19 protein-coding genes are annotated in these 15,428 nt (G+C 66.8%); 12 read left to right on the top strand and 7 right to left on the bottom strand.

Annotated features, from left to right (window positions below):
• The first annotated feature begins 23 nt into the window (after window positions 1-23).
• Together IED13_RS04750 and IED13_RS04745 are read left to right on the top strand one after the other, a co-directional pair.
• Complete coding sequence (locus IED13_RS04750; protein WP_191123525.1) at window positions 24-248, top strand: hypothetical protein; 225 nt, start codon at window positions 24-26, stop codon at window positions 246-248.
• A gap of 92 nt (window positions 249-340) precedes the next feature.
• A complete protein-coding gene (locus IED13_RS04745; RefSeq protein ID WP_156116072.1) occupies window positions 341-484 on the top strand; it encodes a hypothetical protein in 144 nt (47 codons plus the stop codon).
• A gap of 397 nt (window positions 485-881) precedes the next feature.
• Here IED13_RS04745 and IED13_RS04740 read toward each other — a convergent pair whose 3' ends face one another.
• Entirely contained in the window at window positions 882-2,258 is a 1,377-nt protein-coding gene (locus IED13_RS04740; RefSeq protein ID WP_038368002.1) for a PleD family two-component system response regulator, read from the bottom strand.
• Between the two features lie 15 nt (window positions 2,259-2,273).
• Window positions 2,274-2,642, bottom strand: a complete 369-nt coding sequence (locus IED13_RS04735) for a response regulator (RefSeq protein WP_038368004.1) — start codon at window positions 2,640-2,642, stop codon at window positions 2,274-2,276.
• 131 nt (window positions 2,643-2,773) lie between these two features.
• Between IED13_RS04735 and IED13_RS04730 the strand changes: the two genes are divergently transcribed.
• Together IED13_RS04730 and IED13_RS04725 are read left to right on the top strand one after the other, a co-directional pair.
• Window positions 2,774-3,070 carry a DUF3572 domain-containing protein gene (locus tag IED13_RS04730; RefSeq protein WP_038368007.1) on the top strand — a complete coding sequence of 99 codons (297 nt, stop codon included), beginning with the start codon at window positions 2,774-2,776 and terminating at the stop codon, window positions 3,068-3,070.
• Between the two features lie 12 nt (window positions 3,071-3,082).
• A complete protein-coding gene (locus IED13_RS04725; protein ID WP_191123524.1) occupies window positions 3,083-4,417 on the top strand; it encodes a DNA polymerase IV in 1,335 nt (444 codons plus the stop codon).
• Here IED13_RS04725 and IED13_RS04720 read toward each other — a convergent pair.
• Entirely contained in the window at window positions 4,374-5,240 is an 867-nt protein-coding gene (locus tag IED13_RS04720; protein WP_191123523.1) for a cell envelope integrity EipB family protein, read from the bottom strand. The two genes, IED13_RS04725 and IED13_RS04720, sit on opposite strands and share 44 nt — an antisense overlap.
• A 192-nt stretch (window positions 5,241-5,432) precedes the next feature.
• On the opposite strand from IED13_RS04720, the gene IED13_RS04715 reads away from it, so the two are divergent.
• The 8 genes from IED13_RS04715 (at window position 5,433) to IED13_RS04680 (ending at window position 11,230) form a co-directional block, all read left to right on the top strand.
• A complete protein-coding gene (locus IED13_RS04715) occupies window positions 5,433-5,906 on the top strand; it encodes a RidA family protein (protein ID WP_038368770.1) in 474 nt (157 codons plus the stop codon).
• Window positions 5,906-6,685 carry a glycerophosphodiester phosphodiesterase family protein gene (locus IED13_RS04710; protein ID WP_191123522.1) on the top strand — a complete coding sequence of 260 codons (780 nt, stop codon included), beginning with the start codon at window positions 5,906-5,908 and terminating at the stop codon, window positions 6,683-6,685. Before IED13_RS04715 ends, IED13_RS04710 begins: the two co-directional genes overlap by 1 nt.
• On the top strand, window positions 6,682-7,920 hold the full coding sequence (locus tag IED13_RS04705; protein WP_191123521.1) for a GNAT family N-acetyltransferase: 1,239 nt from the start codon (window positions 6,682-6,684) through the stop codon (window positions 7,918-7,920). Before IED13_RS04710 ends, IED13_RS04705 begins: the two co-directional genes overlap by 4 nt.
• Window positions 7,913-8,683: a hypothetical protein gene (locus IED13_RS04700; protein ID WP_191123520.1), complete on the top strand. Its 771-nt coding sequence runs from the start codon at window positions 7,913-7,915 to the stop codon at window positions 8,681-8,683. The genes IED13_RS04705 and IED13_RS04700 overlap by 8 nt, the downstream gene beginning before the upstream one ends.
• Window positions 8,684-8,771: 88 nt before the next feature.
• On the top strand, window positions 8,772-9,200 hold the full coding sequence (locus tag IED13_RS04695; RefSeq protein ID WP_191123519.1) for an HIT family protein: 429 nt from the start codon (window positions 8,772-8,774) through the stop codon (window positions 9,198-9,200).
• Between the two features lie 62 nt (window positions 9,201-9,262).
• The gene (locus IED13_RS04690; RefSeq protein WP_113253044.1) at window positions 9,263-9,727 is read left to right on the top strand and encodes a carboxymuconolactone decarboxylase family protein; all 465 of its coding nucleotides are present in this window, start codon (window positions 9,263-9,265) and stop codon (window positions 9,725-9,727) included.
• 128 nt (window positions 9,728-9,855) lie between these two features.
• Entirely contained in the window at window positions 9,856-10,323 is a 468-nt protein-coding gene (locus IED13_RS04685; protein ID WP_191123518.1) for a carboxymuconolactone decarboxylase family protein, read from the top strand.
• A gap of 22 nt (window positions 10,324-10,345) precedes the next feature.
• Complete coding sequence (locus tag IED13_RS04680; RefSeq protein ID WP_191123517.1) at window positions 10,346-11,230, top strand: sigma-70 family RNA polymerase sigma factor; 885 nt, start codon at window positions 10,346-10,348, stop codon at window positions 11,228-11,230.
• Here the strand turns inward: IED13_RS04680 and IED13_RS04675 are convergent.
• The 4 genes from IED13_RS04675 to clpA form a co-directional block, all read right to left on the bottom strand.
• Entirely contained in the window at window positions 11,227-11,589 is a 363-nt protein-coding gene (locus tag IED13_RS04675) for an AzlD domain-containing protein (protein ID WP_081925639.1), read from the bottom strand. The genes IED13_RS04680 and IED13_RS04675 overlap by 4 nt on opposite strands.
• Window positions 11,586-12,308 carry an AzlC family ABC transporter permease gene (locus IED13_RS04670; protein WP_191123516.1) on the bottom strand — a complete coding sequence of 241 codons (723 nt, stop codon included), beginning with the start codon at window positions 12,306-12,308 and terminating at the stop codon, window positions 11,586-11,588. Before IED13_RS04670 ends, IED13_RS04675 begins: the two co-directional genes overlap by 4 nt.
• Before the next feature lie 225 nt (window positions 12,309-12,533).
• Complete coding sequence (locus IED13_RS04665; RefSeq protein WP_038368030.1) at window positions 12,534-12,818, bottom strand: hypothetical protein; 285 nt, start codon at window positions 12,816-12,818, stop codon at window positions 12,534-12,536.
• Window positions 12,819-12,832: 14 nt separating this feature from the next.
• Window positions 12,833-15,385 carry an ATP-dependent Clp protease ATP-binding subunit ClpA gene (gene clpA / locus IED13_RS04660; RefSeq protein WP_112762051.1) on the bottom strand — a complete coding sequence of 851 codons (2,553 nt, stop codon included), beginning with the start codon at window positions 15,383-15,385 and terminating at the stop codon, window positions 12,833-12,835.
• Window positions 15,386-15,428: the final 43 nt, after the last annotated feature.

Genomic DNA, 15,428 nt, shown 5'->3' with positions numbered 1-15,428 from the left:
GAGTTGATGCAGCAAGGAGCCTCATGGCCACCAGCATCGTCGAGCGCATGGCGAATTTAGGGCCATCCTTCGATGCCGATGCGTCGGCGGCTCCGCCGCCACGCTTGCCGCTCGGTGTCAACCTGCAACGCGCCAGCGCCGGGCAAGACGCGGCCACTCGCAACGCTTTCGCAGGCAAGCCTGTTAATCGGCTGCTCGACACGCTATTTGCTGGAGCAGCGCTGTTTCGGCTTGGCATGCGCCGCTAGAGTTTCCCGGCACCGATCACGGAGTGCTTTCTTTGGCGAATCAAGAGGATGGGAAGGCGCATCACAGAACGAGCGGTCTCGCGCGACACTTGTTGAAGCTGCTCGTCGAGATCGACTCGTCGCGCTTTCTGAGCAAGAGAATCGCAGCGGCGCTTGGATTGATCGGCCTGCTTGGAAGCTTCGCTGCCGCCGGCTATTGGCTGCCTGCGCTCTTCCAGCACTATTTTCCGGGATAGGCTATCTGCATCCCGTCGCGCTGAAAGCGGCGAAGCATGGGCTTGCGGCTTTATCCGTTGCCACCGCCACCGGAGATGAGGTGGCCGGTCGGCGACGGTTCTGAGGAGGCCAGAATTCCGCTGCCGACCGGCCGAGCCCTTCGGTTTCCCAGGAGATGCGGCGGACCTGAGTCTCCGAGGGGCATTGCCGAGCAGCGATGCCGCTGCGTTGCGGAAACACTTACAATCTGACTGAAACGAATCAATCGAATACGACCGATTCGCCATTGTTCATCGATTTTTAACCTTACCTGCTAAGCTTAAGCTTGAGGCTGCGCGCACTGACTCAAGGTCACGTTTCACTAATCGGCGCAGCGGCTTAGCGGAAAGACTTCATCCGCTGGATGCGGAAACGCCCTCAAGCGGCGTTGGCGGCAATCACGCGGTTGCGGCCGCTGGCCTTGGCCCGATAGAGCGCGTCGTCCGCGCGCTTCACGATATCGGCGGAGGAGGCGTCGCCGGCCTTGCGGCTCGCCACGCCGATCGAGACCGTGACCGGGATCTCGCGACTGTTGTTGTAAATGGCGAAGGGCGTGTTCTCGACGCGCTCGCGAATGCGCTCCGCCACGGCATAGGCCGCCTTGGGGCCGGTTTCCGGCAGAACCACCACCACCTCCTCGCCGCCCATGCGCGCGACGAGATCGATGCCGCGCGTGCAGGCGCGCACCCGGTCGGCGAATTCCTTCAGCACCTCGTCGCCGGCATCGTGCCCCCAGCTGTCGTTGACCACCTTGAAGTGGTCGACGTCGAGCACCATCACCGACAGGGCGCGGGCCCTCAGGGCGGATTCGTCGAACATCGCGGCCAGGCGCGTGTCCATGAAGCGGCGATTATGCAGCCCGGTGAGCTGGTCCAGCACCGCCATTTCCATGGAGGATTGCAGGCTGTCGCGCAGCCGGTCGGTGAAGCGCTTGCGGCGCACCTGCGTGCGCACGCGGGCGAGCAGCTCGTTGCGGTCGATCGGGCGGATCAGGAAATCATGCGCGCCGATGTCGAGCCCGCGCAGGATGCGGCCCCGATCCTCAGCCTCCCCCATCAGCAGCACCGAGATGTCACGGGTGCGGTCGAGCGAGCGGAGCTGGCTGCACAGGCGCAAGCCGTCCTGCCCCTGCAGGTCGAGGCTGATCAGGACCGCGTCGACATCTTCTTCCGCCGCCCGCACAGCCGCCCGCTGGGAATCGGGCTCGACCTCGACGAGATGGAAGGCCGAAAGCGCGCTCTGCAGGCGCTCGGCGACCGAGACGCGGTCCTCGACCAGCAGAACCCGCCCGTTGAGGCCGGTTTCGGCGGCGGCCGCCACCAGAGGATCGGCGATGCCGAGGCGGCGCGAGGCGGCGGCGCGGTTGCGCAGCTCGTCGGTCATGGATTTGAGCCGCGAAAGGCTGCGCACCCGCGCGAAGAGCGCGACATCGTCGAGCGGCTTGGTGAGGAAATCATCGGCCCCGGCATCGAGACCCTGCAGGCGGTCGCGCGGCTGGTCGAGCGCCGTGACGATCACCACCGGGATATGCGCCGTCACCGGCGTGCTCTTCAGGCGGCGGCAGACCTCGAAGCCGTTCATGCCCGGCATCATCACGTCGAGCAGCACGATGTCGGGCTCGCCCCGCTCGCAGATCGCCAGCGCGTCAGGGCCGCTCGTCGCCGTGAGCACGTCGAAATACTCAGCCGAAAGCTTCGCTTCCAGCAGCTTCAGATTGGCGGGAACGTCGTCGACGATGAGGACGCGAGCGGACATGAAAGGGCTTTCGACTCAGGCTGCGCCGGCATAGGCGCGGACGGTCTCCAGGAATTTCGCTACCGAGATGGGCTTCGACAGATAGGCCTCGCAGCCGCCTTCGCGGATGCGCTCCTCGTCGCCCTTCATCGCAAAGGCGGTGACGGCGATGACGGGGATGGCCTTGAGGTCGTCGTCCTCCTTGATCCATTTCGTGACCTCGAGCCCCGAAACCTCCGGGAGCTGGATGTCCATCAGGATCAGGTCCGGCCGATGGGTACGGGCCAGCTCGATGGCCTCGATCCCGTCCGAGGTCTTGAGCGTGGCATAGCCATGCGCCTCGAGCAGGTCGTTGAAGAGCTTCATGTTGAGCTCGTTGTCCTCGACGATCAGAACCGTCTTCATTCGGCCGCCCTTCGTGCTGCGCCGCCAAAATCCGACTTGCGTCGGAGCTTCGGCCTGGCGGCTTCGTTCGCTAAATGTGCTAGCATGACAGCAGTTGACGAAACGCAAATCGAATATGCGACACGAGGCCGATGGCACCGCGACAAAGCTTTCCCGACGCCGAGGCGCTGGCGGTCCAAGCGCTGGGCTTTCTCGCCGCCGAACCCGAGCGAATCGGGCCTTTCCTGGCCACGACCGGGCTTGATCCCGCGAATTTGCGCGCTGCCGCCGGTGAACCCGGCTTCCTTGCCGCCGTGCTCGATCATATCGGATCGAGCGATTCGCTCCTGCTCGAATTTGCCGAAAATTTAAGGCTGAATCCGGAAATCGTGGCCGAGGCACGCCGCCGGCTCGCCGGGGACGCGCCCGGCCCCGGCGAATTCGCCTGAACGAGCGGGGTTTTGCGCGTGCGCAGCCTGTGCCGCGATTGCCTGAACGACCACGAGGCCGCGGGCCCGCTGCGGCGTTGCCCGACTTGCGGCTCGCCACGGCTGATCCGCCACGCCGAGCGCGATCGCTTAAGCCTTGCCCATATCGACTGCGACGCCTTCTACGCCACGATCGAGAAGCGCGACGATCCGAGCCTGCAGGACAAGCCGGTGATTGTCGGCGGCGGCAAGCGCGGCGTCGTCTCGACCTGCTGCTATATCGCCCGCACCTATGGGGTGCGCTCGGCCATGCCGATGTTCAAGGCGCTGGAGGCCTGCCCGGACGCCGTCGTCGTCAAGCCGAACATGGCGAAATACGTTTCGGTCGGCCGCGAGGTCCGGCAGATGATGCGGGAGCTCACGCCGCTGGTCGAGCCCCTCTCGATCGACGAGGCCTTCCTCGACCTCTCCGGCACCGAGCGGCTGCACCATGCCAGCGCCGCCGAGACGCTGGCGCGCTTTGCCCGGCGCGTCGAGGACACGCTCGGAATCACCATCTCGGTCGGGCTGTCCTATGCGAAGTTCCTGGCCAAGGTCGCCTCCGACCTCGACAAGCCGCGCGGCTTCTCGATCATCGGCCGGGCTGAGGCCGTCGCCTTCCTCGCCGACAAGCCGGTCGGGCTCATTCCCGGCATGGGGCCGGCGAGCGTCGCCAAGCTCGCGGAGGGGGGCTTCAAGCTGATCGGCGACCTGCGCGAGGCTCCAGATGAGAAGCTCTTCCGCCTCGCCGGCAAGGACGGGCCGCGGCTGAAGAAGCTCGCCAATGGTATCGACCCGCGCAAGGTCACACCCGAGCGCGAGACCAAGAGCGTCTCCAGCGAGACGACCCTGGATGTCGATCTCTCAGGCTTCGAGGAGCTGGAGCCGATCCTGTGGCGGCTCTGCGAGAAGACCTCGAAACGGCTGAAGGCTCAGGAGCTTGCGGGGCGGACCATCACCCTGAAGCTCAAGACCGCAAGCTTCCACAGCATCACCCGCGCGACCCGGCTGCCGGAGCCGACGCAGCTCGCCGCCCGGCTTTTCGCCGCCGGGCGCGACCTGCTGAAGCGGGAATGCACCGGCCCGCGCTACCGGCTGATCGGCATCGGCGCGAGCGATTTCAGCCCGCCGGCCGAGGCCGACCATGGCGATCTCGCCGACACCGCCACGCCGCGGCTGAAGGCCATGGAGGGCGCGCTCGACAAGCTGCGCGCTCGCTTCGGCGATGCTTCGATCGGCCGGGGCCTGAACCTCAGGCTGCCACAGCGCCCGTCGAGCGAACCGGCTATTTCGCGCAAGGCTCCTGAGGAAGAAGGTCCAGACGGCTGAGCGTGCCGCGCAGGGCGAAGCTGCCGTAATCGAGATGGATCGCGCCGGTGACGCCGTTCTCGTAGAGCTCGAAGGAGATGGTGTAGGACGGCGTCGATTCGCCTGCGCCGACCTTGTAGTAGGAGATCGAAACCGGCCAGCGGGCGATCTTCTCGAATTCCGGACGCTGCAACGGCTTCTCGGACGGCGCGGCCTCGATGCGCTTCCCGATGATCGAGAGCGTGTCGTAGACCTCCTTGCCGCTGTTGGCGCCGTCATAGAGCCGCACGTTCAGCGTGGTCTTGCCGGCGCGCGCGGCCTGGATCACCGCCTTCATCTGCGCATTGGGGAAAAGGGCGTCGTTCGGCTCGCGATAGGCCTCGGCCTTGGGCTGGCGCAGCTTGACCTCGTAGCCGCCGCCGGCCTTCTCGGCCGTGCCGTCGACCGTTTCGGGCTGGGCGCCGCCTGATGAGCTTTCCGTCTTGAAACGGTAGCTCGCGCCGTCGCCGGCCTCGAAGCTGGTGGTGCGGGCATCGACGACGCGCGGGCCGGCCTCGGTGCCGAGCTGCGTCACCTGCCGGAACGAAAGCGCGTAGCCCTCGCAGGCGTCGCCGGTGAACTCGAAGGCGATGCGGCCCTTCGCCGCCTCGATGTTGCCGGACGGCTTGGTGCCGTCGAGAACGAGGTCGTAGACGGCGCGATGCGGCGCCAGCACCACTCTGTCGGCCGCATTGCCCTTCGGCGCGGCCTTGTCCTGCGAGGCGCTCTGCGCCTGCGCCCCGCCCGCCAGCAGCAGCGCCGCCACGCAAACCCGCCCCGCAAGGCCGAATAGACTTCCGCTCATGATGTCGCTTGTCCGCTTCCTGTCAGCGAAATCTAGGTGCATTGCGGCAATGGCGCAAACAAGGCGAAACGCCTCGGCTTCCGTGCCGTGGCAGCCCTGCCCGCGCGGCATGCCGCGACGCTTGCGAGCCGTCCGGCCATCGGCCATGAAAGGCCCCTGCCCTCGTTCGCGCAGCCAGACGGAGCCAAGACCATGAACGTCGTCGATACCAAGCTCGCCGAACTCGGCATCACCCTTCCGACACCGGCCGCGCCGATCGCCAATTACGTGCCCTACGTCATCACGGGGAAGCTGCTGGTCATCTCCGGCCAGCTCTGCTTCGGCCTCGACGGCAAGCTCTCCGACAAGCACAAGGGCAAGCTCGGCGCCGAGATCTTCAACGAGGCGGGGTTGGAAGCGGCACGGCTCTGCGCCATCAACGTGCTCGCCCAGGCGAAAGCCGCGCTCGACGGCGATCTCGGCCGGATCGTGCGCTGCGTCCGCCTCGGCGGCTTCATCAACGCCGCCCCGCATTTCTCCGCCCTGCCGGCGATCATGAACGGCGCGTCGGACCTGATGGTCGAGGTTCTCGGCGACAAGGGCCGTCATGCCCGCTCGACGGTCGGCGTCGCCGAATTGCCGGCCGATGCCGCGGTCGAAGTCGAAGCCATGTTCGAGATCGCCTGATGAGCGCCGGCCTCGCAAAGGACGCCAGCCGGCCCGATCTCGGCTGGCTGGTGGCAAAGCCGATCGCCCATCGCGGCCTGCACGATCTCTCCGCCGGCGTGATCGAGAACAGCCCCTCGGCGGCGAAGGCGGCCATCGCCGGCGGCTTCGGCATCGAATGCGACGTGCAGCTCACCGCCGACGGCGAGGCGGTGGTGTTCCACGATTTCGTGCTCGACCGGCTGACGGGCGAGACCGGGGCGGTCGTGGCGAAGACGGCGGCTGAACTCGGCAAGATCACGCTCAAGGGGTCGAGCGACCCGATCCTGACGCTCTCCGCCTTCCTCGACCTGATCGGCGGGCGCGTTCCTCTCGTCATCGAGATCAAGAGCCGCTTCGACGGCAATCTCGCCCTGACCAGGCGCACGGTGGAGGTGCTGGCCGGCCATGCGGGCCAGCCGATCGTGATCAAATCCTTCGATCCCGAGATCGTGACCGCCTTGCGCACGCTTGCGCCGCAGATCCCCCGCGGAATCGTCGCGATGAATGCCTATGATTACGGCGACTACGACAAGCTCTCGCCCGAACGAAAGCATGCGCTCGCCAATCTCCTCCACTTCACCGAAAGCCGGCCGGACTTCCTGTCCTGGAAGGTCACGGACCTCGAAAGCGCCGCGCCCTATCTCTGCCGCAACGTCATCGGGATGCCGCTGATGAGCTGGACGGTGCGCACCCCGGAGGAACGGCAGCGGGCGGCCGATTTCGCCGACCAGATGGTGTTCGAGGGCTTTCGCCCTTGAGCGACGGCCCGGGCGACAGTCTCAGCGTCCGCGTTGCGACCTCGCTCAAGGCCGTGCCCGCCGGCGCGTGGAACGCCTGCGCCAATCCCCATGCCTTGCAGGACGCCCTCGCGGCGCCCTGCTCCCCGTCCGCGGAAACCGGCATCGACCGCGACAACCCCTTCGTCAGCCATGAATTCCTGAGTGCGCTGGAAGAGAGCCGCTGCATTGGCGGCCGCTCGGGCTGGTCGCCGGCCTATCTGGTTGTCGAGGATGAGAGCGGGCAGATCCTCGCCGCGAGTCCCAGCTTCCTGAAGGGCCACAGCCAGGGCGAATATGTCTTCGATCACGGCTGGGCCGATGCCTATGAGCGCGCCGGGGGCCGCTACTACCCCAAGCTCCAGGTCGCCGCACCCTTCACGCCCGCGACCGGCCCGCGCCTGCTCGTCACGGATACGCCGCGCGCCGAGGAAGCGCGCGCAGCCCTCATCGCCGGGCTGGAGGCGCTGCGCGGGCAGACGCAGGCCTCCTCCGTCCATGTCACCTTCGCGCAGGAGCCCGACGTCACGGCGCTGAAGCAGGCCGGCTATCTCGAGCGCAATGATTTGCAGTTCCATTGGCGGAACGAGGGCTTCGCTGGCTATGACGACTTCCTCGCCACGCTGGCCTCGCGCAAGCGCAAGGCGCTGAAGCGCGAGCGGCGCGAGGCGGTTTCGGCCGGCATCACCATCGAAGCTCTGTCGGGCTCCGACCTGACGGAAGCCGTCTGGGACGATTTCCACGGCTTCTATGAGGACACCGGCTCGCGCAAATGGGGCCGACCCTATCTCAACCGGGAGTTCTTCTCACTGGTCGGCGCGGCGATGGGCGAGCGGGTCGTGCTGATCATGGCGAAACGAGCCGGACGCTACATCGCCGGCGCAATCAATTTCCGTGGCGCCAACACGCTCTACGGCCGCAACTGGGGCTGCATCGAGGATCATCCCTTCCTGCATTTCGAGGTCTGCTACCATCAGGCCATCGACTACGCGATCGCGCATGGGCTCGCCCGGGTCGAGGCCGGGGCGCAGGGCGAGCACAAGCTGGCTCGTGGCTACCGGCCGGTCATCACCCGCTCGCTGCATCACATCGCCGATCCCGGCCTGCGCCGGCCGGTCGCGAACTATCTGGCGCAGGAACGCGCGGAGATCGCAGCCGCGCAGGCGGCGCTGGAGGCGGACGGACCGTTTCGGAAGACAGAGGGCGACAATGACTGACGGTCCCGTCGAGCCTGCGAGCCCGCTGCTGTTCTGCACGGACGGCGAGCTCGGCTATCGCCGCAGCCTGACCGATTTCTCGCAACCCCTGACGCTCGACGAGAGCTACCGACTGGCGCATCTGCCGCTGGTGGCGCCGGACCATCCGCGCGTCATTCCCCACCGGGACGGCAAGTTCTACGAGATGGGCCGGCATCCGCGCGTGTTCTCGCTGGTGCTGCCGGTCGACGACGCGACCCTGCAAGCCTCGCCGGCCTTCCGCGAACTGGAAAGCGTGCTGAAAGCGGCGCCTTTCGCCGGCAAGATCGCCTGGGACCTGCTTCCGAGGCGACGCGACAAGCTGCACGCGACCATCTGCGGTTCGCTCGGCGTGGGCGAGCCGCTCGTCATCGCACCTGAAACCCGCCGGGCACTGGCCGGGATCGGTCCTTTCGCGGTCGAGCTGCGCGGGCTGTTCTCCGGAAACGTCAATCGCGGACGCCTCTATCTCCCCGTCTATCCGCAGAAACGGGACGGGGCGAACATGCTGCACAAGGTCCAGGCGGCGTTCGGACGGCCTCCGGGCGATCTCTGGCTCGTCGGACTCTACAATCTGACCGAGGATCTCGATGCGGCGGAGACCGCCGCCCTCGCCGCTCTCATCGAATGCTGGCGGGACGTGGCGCTGCTGCGCTTCACCCCGCGCGAGCTCTGGCTGCTCGGCGCCGACGACGATCTCGTGCTCGACTCGCAGGTCGCGGAGACCCTGCCGCTCGGCGGCTGACGCAGGGGCGCCGGCGGCCCCGCGGCCTTGACGCCCCGGCGGCCGGGCCACAGGTTGCGACACCTTCGTCGAACCAGCCGGACCCGCCATGAGCGCCTATGACCCGTCCAATGTCTTCGCCAAGATCCTGCGTGGCGAACTGCCCTCCCAGACCGTCTACGAGGACGCCGAGACGCTCGCGATCATGGACATCATGCCGCGCGCCGACGGGCATGTGCTGGTGCTCCCGAAAGCCGCCTGCCGCAACATCTTCGACGCCCCGCCCGAGGCGCTGAAGGCCGTCGCGCTGACGACGCAGAAGCTCTCGCATGCGGTGAAGGCAGCCTTCGACGCCGACGGGCTCACCATCCAGCAGTTCAACGAGTCGGCCGGCGGCCAGGTCGTGTTCCACCTGCATGTCCATGTCATGCCGCGCTTCGAGGGCGTGGCGCTCAGGCCCCATACCGGCGCGATGGAAAAACCGGAGATCCTCGCCGCCCATGCCGAGAAGATTCGCGCCGCGTTGAAAAATTCCTGAGGAGCATGTCACAGCGGCGCAGGCTGCCTCGTCCTGTCTTCGTCAACTGATGGAGACGAACCATGAGCCAACGCCTCAACGCCTTTCAGGCCGCGCCCGGCGCGATCGACGCGATGCTGAAGACGCAGACCTACATCAATGAATGCGGGCTGGAGCACAGCCTGCTCGAGCTGGTGAAGATGCGGGCCTCGCAGATCAACGCTTGTGCCTATTGCCTGCACATGCACGCCGCCGATGCGCGCAAGGCCGGCGAAACCGAGGCCCGGCTCTATCTGCTCGACGCCTGGCACGAATCGGACCTCTACACCCCGCGCGAGCGTGCGGCGTTGGCCTGGACGGAGGTGCTGACCCGGCTCTCGCAAGGCGCGCCGAGCGACGAGGCCTTCGCGGAATTGCGCGCGCATTTCAGCGAGAAGGAATGCGTCGACCTGTCGCTCGCCATCGGCGCGATCAACAGCTGGAACCGGATCAATGCCGGCTTCCGTACGCGCCATCCGGCCGACAAGCCGGCGAAGGCCGCCGCCTGACGCTCACGCCTTGACCGGATCGGCCCACAGGCAGAACCTGCGGGCCGGCAACCGCTATCTCTCTCATCTCATCGGATTTCTTCGAAAAGTGGACTCCACTTTTCGGTCCGATGCCAGCGAGAACCGCCATGAACAAACGCCTCAACCCCTATACGACCGCCCCCGATGCATTGAAGCCGATGATGGCGCTCGAGGAGGCGGTCGCGAATTCCGGCCTCGAGCACAGCCTGATCGAGCTCGTGAAAATGCGAGCCTCGCAGATCAACGGCTGCGCCTATTGCCTGCACATGCACTCCGCCGACGCCCGCAAGGCCGGCGAGAGCGAGGCCCGGCTCTACCTGCTGAGCGCCTGGCATGAATCCGCGCTCTATACGCCACGCGAGCGCGCCGCGCTGACCTGGACCGAGGCGCTGACGCTGGTGCCGCAGACCCATGCGCCGGATGCCGATTATGAAGAAGCCTTGCGCCATTTCAGCGGGGAGGAAATGGTGAAACTCACCCTGCTGATCGGCGCGATCAATGTCTGGAACCGGATCGCGATCGGCTTCCGTTTGCACCATCCCAATGACAGGGCGCCGAAGGCTGCGGCAGCCTAGGAATCCGTATACACGGGATTTCATGACGGACGCCACCGCCGCCGGCTTCGAGCTTCACCGGCCCTATCTGACGCGCCTCGCCTACCGCATGCTCGGCTCGCTCAGCGATGCCGAGGATGTGGTGCAGGATGCCTGGCTGCGCTGGCACGAATCCGCGCCCGAAGCGCTCGCGAACCCGCGCGCCTGGCTCGGGCGCGTGGTGACGCGGCTTTGCCTCGACCTGATGAAATCGGCCCGGCGGCGGCGTGAGAACTATGTCGGAGCCTGGTTGCCGGAACCGCTGATCGAGGAGATCGGCGGCCTTTCCCGCGACGAGGACAATCTCGACATTCCCTATGTGCTGCAGCTCGCCCTGGAGCGATTGTCGCCGCTCGAGCGCGCCGCCTTCCTGCTGCACGACGTGTTCGACGTGCCGTTCTCCGACATCGCCGACACGCTGGGGCGCAGCGAGGCGGCGTGCCGGCAGCTCGTCTCGCGGGCGCGCCGGCATGCGCGGCAGGATGCCCCCCGCCACCCGCTCTCGCCTGACGAGGCCCGCCGCTACGCCATCGCCTTCTTCGAAGCGGCCCACAGCACCGATCCCACAGCCCTGAAGGGGCTGCTCGCACAGGATGCGGTGTTGCATGGCGACGGCGGCGGCAAGGCGAGCTCGGTGCTCAACCCGATCTTCGGGCGCGACAAGATCGGCCGCTTCTTCGCCGGCCTCGCCCGCAAATCGGAGCAGCAGGGTTTCGCTCCACGCTACGAGCCGGTGCTGATCAACGGGATGCCCGGCTATATCAGCGTGGAAACCGACACCGAGCAGGCCGTGGTGCTCGATATCCGCGATGGCCAGGTCCATGCGATCTACGTCATCCGCAACCCGGACAAGCTCGGCCCGGTGCGCGACCGCCTCAAAGGCAGCTAGACCGCTCCGAACAGCCAGACGCCACCGATCAGCACCGCTTCCCCCATCAGCACCGCCAGCATCATGCGCCGCCGGTCGATCGCCATAACGGCGACGGCGGCGGCCAGCGCCGTGATCCTTATCAGCAGCGGCGCGTGGGCCAGCGCGCCCGGCGGCGAGACGATGAGCTTGGCGACGATGCCGGCAAGCAGCGCGGTCGCGACGGCACGGACCCAGTCGAGCAGCGCCGATTCGGCACCGAGCCCGCGTGCGAAGACCACGGCGAGCCAGCGCCAGATCTCCGTCGGCAGCACCGCGAACAGAAAGAGCGCGAGATAGGGCCAATACGGCCCGTCGAGCCAGGCGATGGGCTGGGTCATGCCGTCTTTCGCCTTTTGCCGACGAAGAGCGCGATGGTCCCGGCGGCGAGTCCGGCCACGATGAGGTCGAAGCCGCCGCCGATGAAGCGCTCGCAGATCGGGGCCAGCACGAGGCCGAGGACCAACGCGACCACGTCGCCGCGATGGCGCAGCCCCGCCGTGAGCGAGACGAGGAAGAAGATCGGCGTGAGGCAGAGCAGCCCGGCGGCGAACGGCAAGGGCAGCGCCCCGACGAGATAATAGCCCGCGAAGGTGCCGAGCGCGCTCACCGCCATGCAGGTGTTGGCGAAGGCGAGGAAATAGGGAACGCGCTGGTGCAGCGGGATCGCGGGCAGCCGCCGCAGGCCCTCGGTCCAAGCGGTGACGGCGACGTAATGCGCCAGCAGGAGCTGCAGCCAGACGCTCTGGCCGGGGCGGCGCAGCAAGGGCAGGATCGCGACCGTCATCGGCAGGAAGCGCAACGACGCAAAGCCGATCGCGATGGCGATCGCGCTCCAGGCCGCGCCCGCCGCGATCGAGGCAAAGAACAGCACCTGAGAGGGGCCGGCCCAGACGAGAATGGTGGAGAGGACCGCGCTGCCGACGGGATAGCCGACATCGCGCGCCAGAGAGCCGATGCCGACCAGGCCGAAGCCGACGATCCAGGCCGGCAGCGACAGCGCGTCGCGCATGCCGGCCAACGCGACGCGCTGCCAGCTCCAATCGGCGGATACGCTCATGCGGTCATCGGCGGGAAGGCTCGGGAGGGTTCAGGTCCCGGCGAATCCGGAGCCCTCTCCTCTATCGTTCACGCAGCCGACGCTTGCATAGACATCAGCAAGCCGGCCTGCCCTGCGGTAGTTGCAAAGGGAACCAGGCGGCGAACCGGAATCCGCGAGCACCGCACAGCTTCAGGGTTCAGCGACGAGCCATGGCTTCGCCGCGCGCGGGATGACGGCGCCGCCTCAGCCCTTGCCCTTCAGGGCCATGGCGATCAGCTCGTTGGCGAAGTCGACCAGCTCCTTGGGGATGCCGCCGACCGACTTGATGCCGAGATAGATCAAATAGATGAAGGCCGGGACCAGGATCCAGCCCAGCACCTCCTCGAAAATGATGCGCCGCCGCCGGCGGCGGCTGCGCTTCTCGAACCAGCCGAGCTTTTCCTTCTGCCGCGGCGGTGGCGCGGCGGTTTCGGTCGCGACCTCGCCGGTCTCGGTCGCCAGCGTCGCAGTCTTCCGTCTGAACAGCACGTCTTAACGCCTTCTCACGCCTTGGTCAGCGGAACCTTCGGCACCGTGCGGACGGCACGGCCGGACGCCTTGGTCGGCGCGGCCGAGCCGCCCGGTGCCCCATTCGACCCCGCACCGCCTGACCCTGCACCACCTTTGGGAGCACGACGAGGCGGAACGGGCTTGGCCGGAGCGGCGCCCGACGCCTTGGCGCGCGACTTCGGCTCGCGCTTTGCGGTGGCGGCCACGACATCCTTCTCCGGCTTCGGCTTGACCGGGCCATCGGGGAACTCGAGGCCCAGCACCTTGATGCCGGTCTCGGACTGGACGACCACGACCTTGACGGCGCCGCCGCCCTTGAGGCGCCCGAACAGCACCTCATCGGCTAGCGGCGTCTTGATCGTCTGCTGGATGAGCCGGGCCATCGGCCGGGCGCCCATCGCCTCGTCATAGCCGTTCTCAACCAGCCAGTCGCGCGCCTCGTCCGAGAGCTCGATGGTGACGTTGCGGTCGGCGAGCTGCGCCTCGAGCTGGAGCACGAACTTGTCGACGACGCGGGCGACCACGGTCTTCGGCAGGTGGCCGAAGGAGATCGTCGCATCGAGACGGTTGCGGAACTCCGGTGCGAACAGCTTGTTGATCGCCTCGGTATCGTCACCCTCGCGCTTCTGGCGGGTGAAGCCATAGGCGTTCTTGGCCAGATCGGCCGCGCCGGCATTGGTCGTCATGATCAGGATGACGTTCCTGAAATCGACCTGCTTGCCGTTGTTGTCGGTCAGCTTGCCGTGGTCCATCACCTGCAGGAGGATGTTGAACAGGTCGGGATGGGCCTTCTCGATCTCATCGAGCAGCAGAACGCTGTGCGGATGCTGGTCGATCTGGTCGGTCAGCAGGCCGCCCTGGTCGAAGCCGACATAGCCCGGAGGCGCACCGATCAGCCGCGAAACGGTGTGGCGCTCCATATATTCCGACATGTCGAAGCGGATCAGCTCGACGCCGAGCGAAGAGGCGAGCTGGCGCGCGACCTCCGTCTTGCCAACGCCGGTCGGGCCGGCGAAGAGATAGCTGCCGATCGGCTTCTCGCCATCGCGCAGGCCGGCACGGGCGAGCTTGATCGCCGAGGACAGCGCCTCGATCGCCTTCTCCTGGCCGTAGACGGAGCGCTTCAGCGTCTCCTCGAGGTTGCGCAGCACCTCGGCATCGTCCTTCGAGACGGTCTTGGCCGGAATGCGGGCCATGGTCGAGATCGCGACCTCGACCTCCTTCACGCCGATGGTCTTCTTGCGCTTGCCCTCGGGCAGCAGCATCTGCGAGGCGCCGGTCTCGTCGATGACGTCGATCGCCTTGTCCGGCAGCTTGCGATCATGGATGTAACGCGCCGAGAGCTCCACCGCCGCCTTGATGGCGTCGCTGGTGTAGCGCAGCTTGTGGAACTCCTCGAAATAGGGCTTGAGGCCCTTGAGGATCTCGATCGTGTCCGGGATCGACGGCTCGTTGACGTCGATCTTCTGGAAGCGGCGCACCAGCGCCCGGTCCTTCTCGAAATACTGGCGGTATTCCTTGTAGGTGGTCGAGCCGATGCAGCGCAGCGTGCCGGAGGCGAGCGCGGGCTTGAGCAGGTTGGAGGCGTCCATCGCGCCACCCGAGGTCGCACCAGCGCCGATCACCGTATGGATCTCGTCGATGAACATGATCGCCTTGGGGTGCTGCTCGATCTCCTTCATCACCTGCTTGAGGCGCTCCTCGAAGTCGCCGCGATAGCGCGTGCCGGCGAGCAGCGTGCCCATGTCGAGCGAGAAGACGGTGGCGTCGTGCAGCACCTCCGGCACCTCGCCGCGGATGATCTTGAGCGCGAGGCCCTCGGCGATCGCGGTCTTGCCGACGCCGGGGTCGCCGACCAGCAGGGGGTTGTTCTTCTGGCGGCGGCAGAGGATCTGGATGGTGCGCTGGACCTCGGCCTCGCGGCCGATCAGCGGATCGATGCGCCCGTCCCTCGCCTTGCGGTTGAGGTTGACGCAGTAAGCGTCGAGCGCGCTTTCCTTTTTCTTCTTCTCCTTGTCGTCGCTCTGGCCCTGCTCGGCGCGCTGCTCACGCTGCGGCTCGGCATCGTCCTCGGCGCCGCGCACCGGACGGCTCTCGCTGGCGCCCGGGCGCTTGGCGATGCCGTGGCTGATGTAGTTGACCGCATCATAGCGGGTCATGTCCTGCTCCTGCAGGAAGTAGGCGGCGTGGCTCTCGCGCTCGGCGAACATCGCGACGAGCACGTTGGCGCCGGTCACCTCCTCGCGGCCGGAGGACTGGACATGGATGACGGCGCGCTGGATCACGCGCTGGAAGCCCGCCGTCGGCTTGGAATCGTCACGGCCGTCGGTGACCAGATTGGTCAGCTCGGCGTCGATGTAGTCGACGAGGTTGCGACGAAGCAGGTCGAGATCGACGCTGCAGGCGCGCATCACCGCGGCCGCGTCCTGATCATCGACCAGCGCGAGCAGGAGATGCTCGAGAGTGGCGTATTCGTGGCGGCGCTCATTGGCCAGAGCCAGAGCCCGGTGAAGCGCCTGTTCGAGACTGCGCGAGAAACTCGGCAAGGGGCGCGCTCCTATCTGTTTTGAGAGGGTGAAATACCCAAGG

This window comes from Allobosea spartocytisi, assembly GCF_014764685.1.
In the GTDB taxonomy this organism is placed as follows: Bacteria; Pseudomonadota; Alphaproteobacteria; order Rhizobiales; family Beijerinckiaceae; genus Allobosea; species Allobosea spartocytisi.
This window is presented reverse-complemented; position numbering and strand designations above follow the sequence as displayed.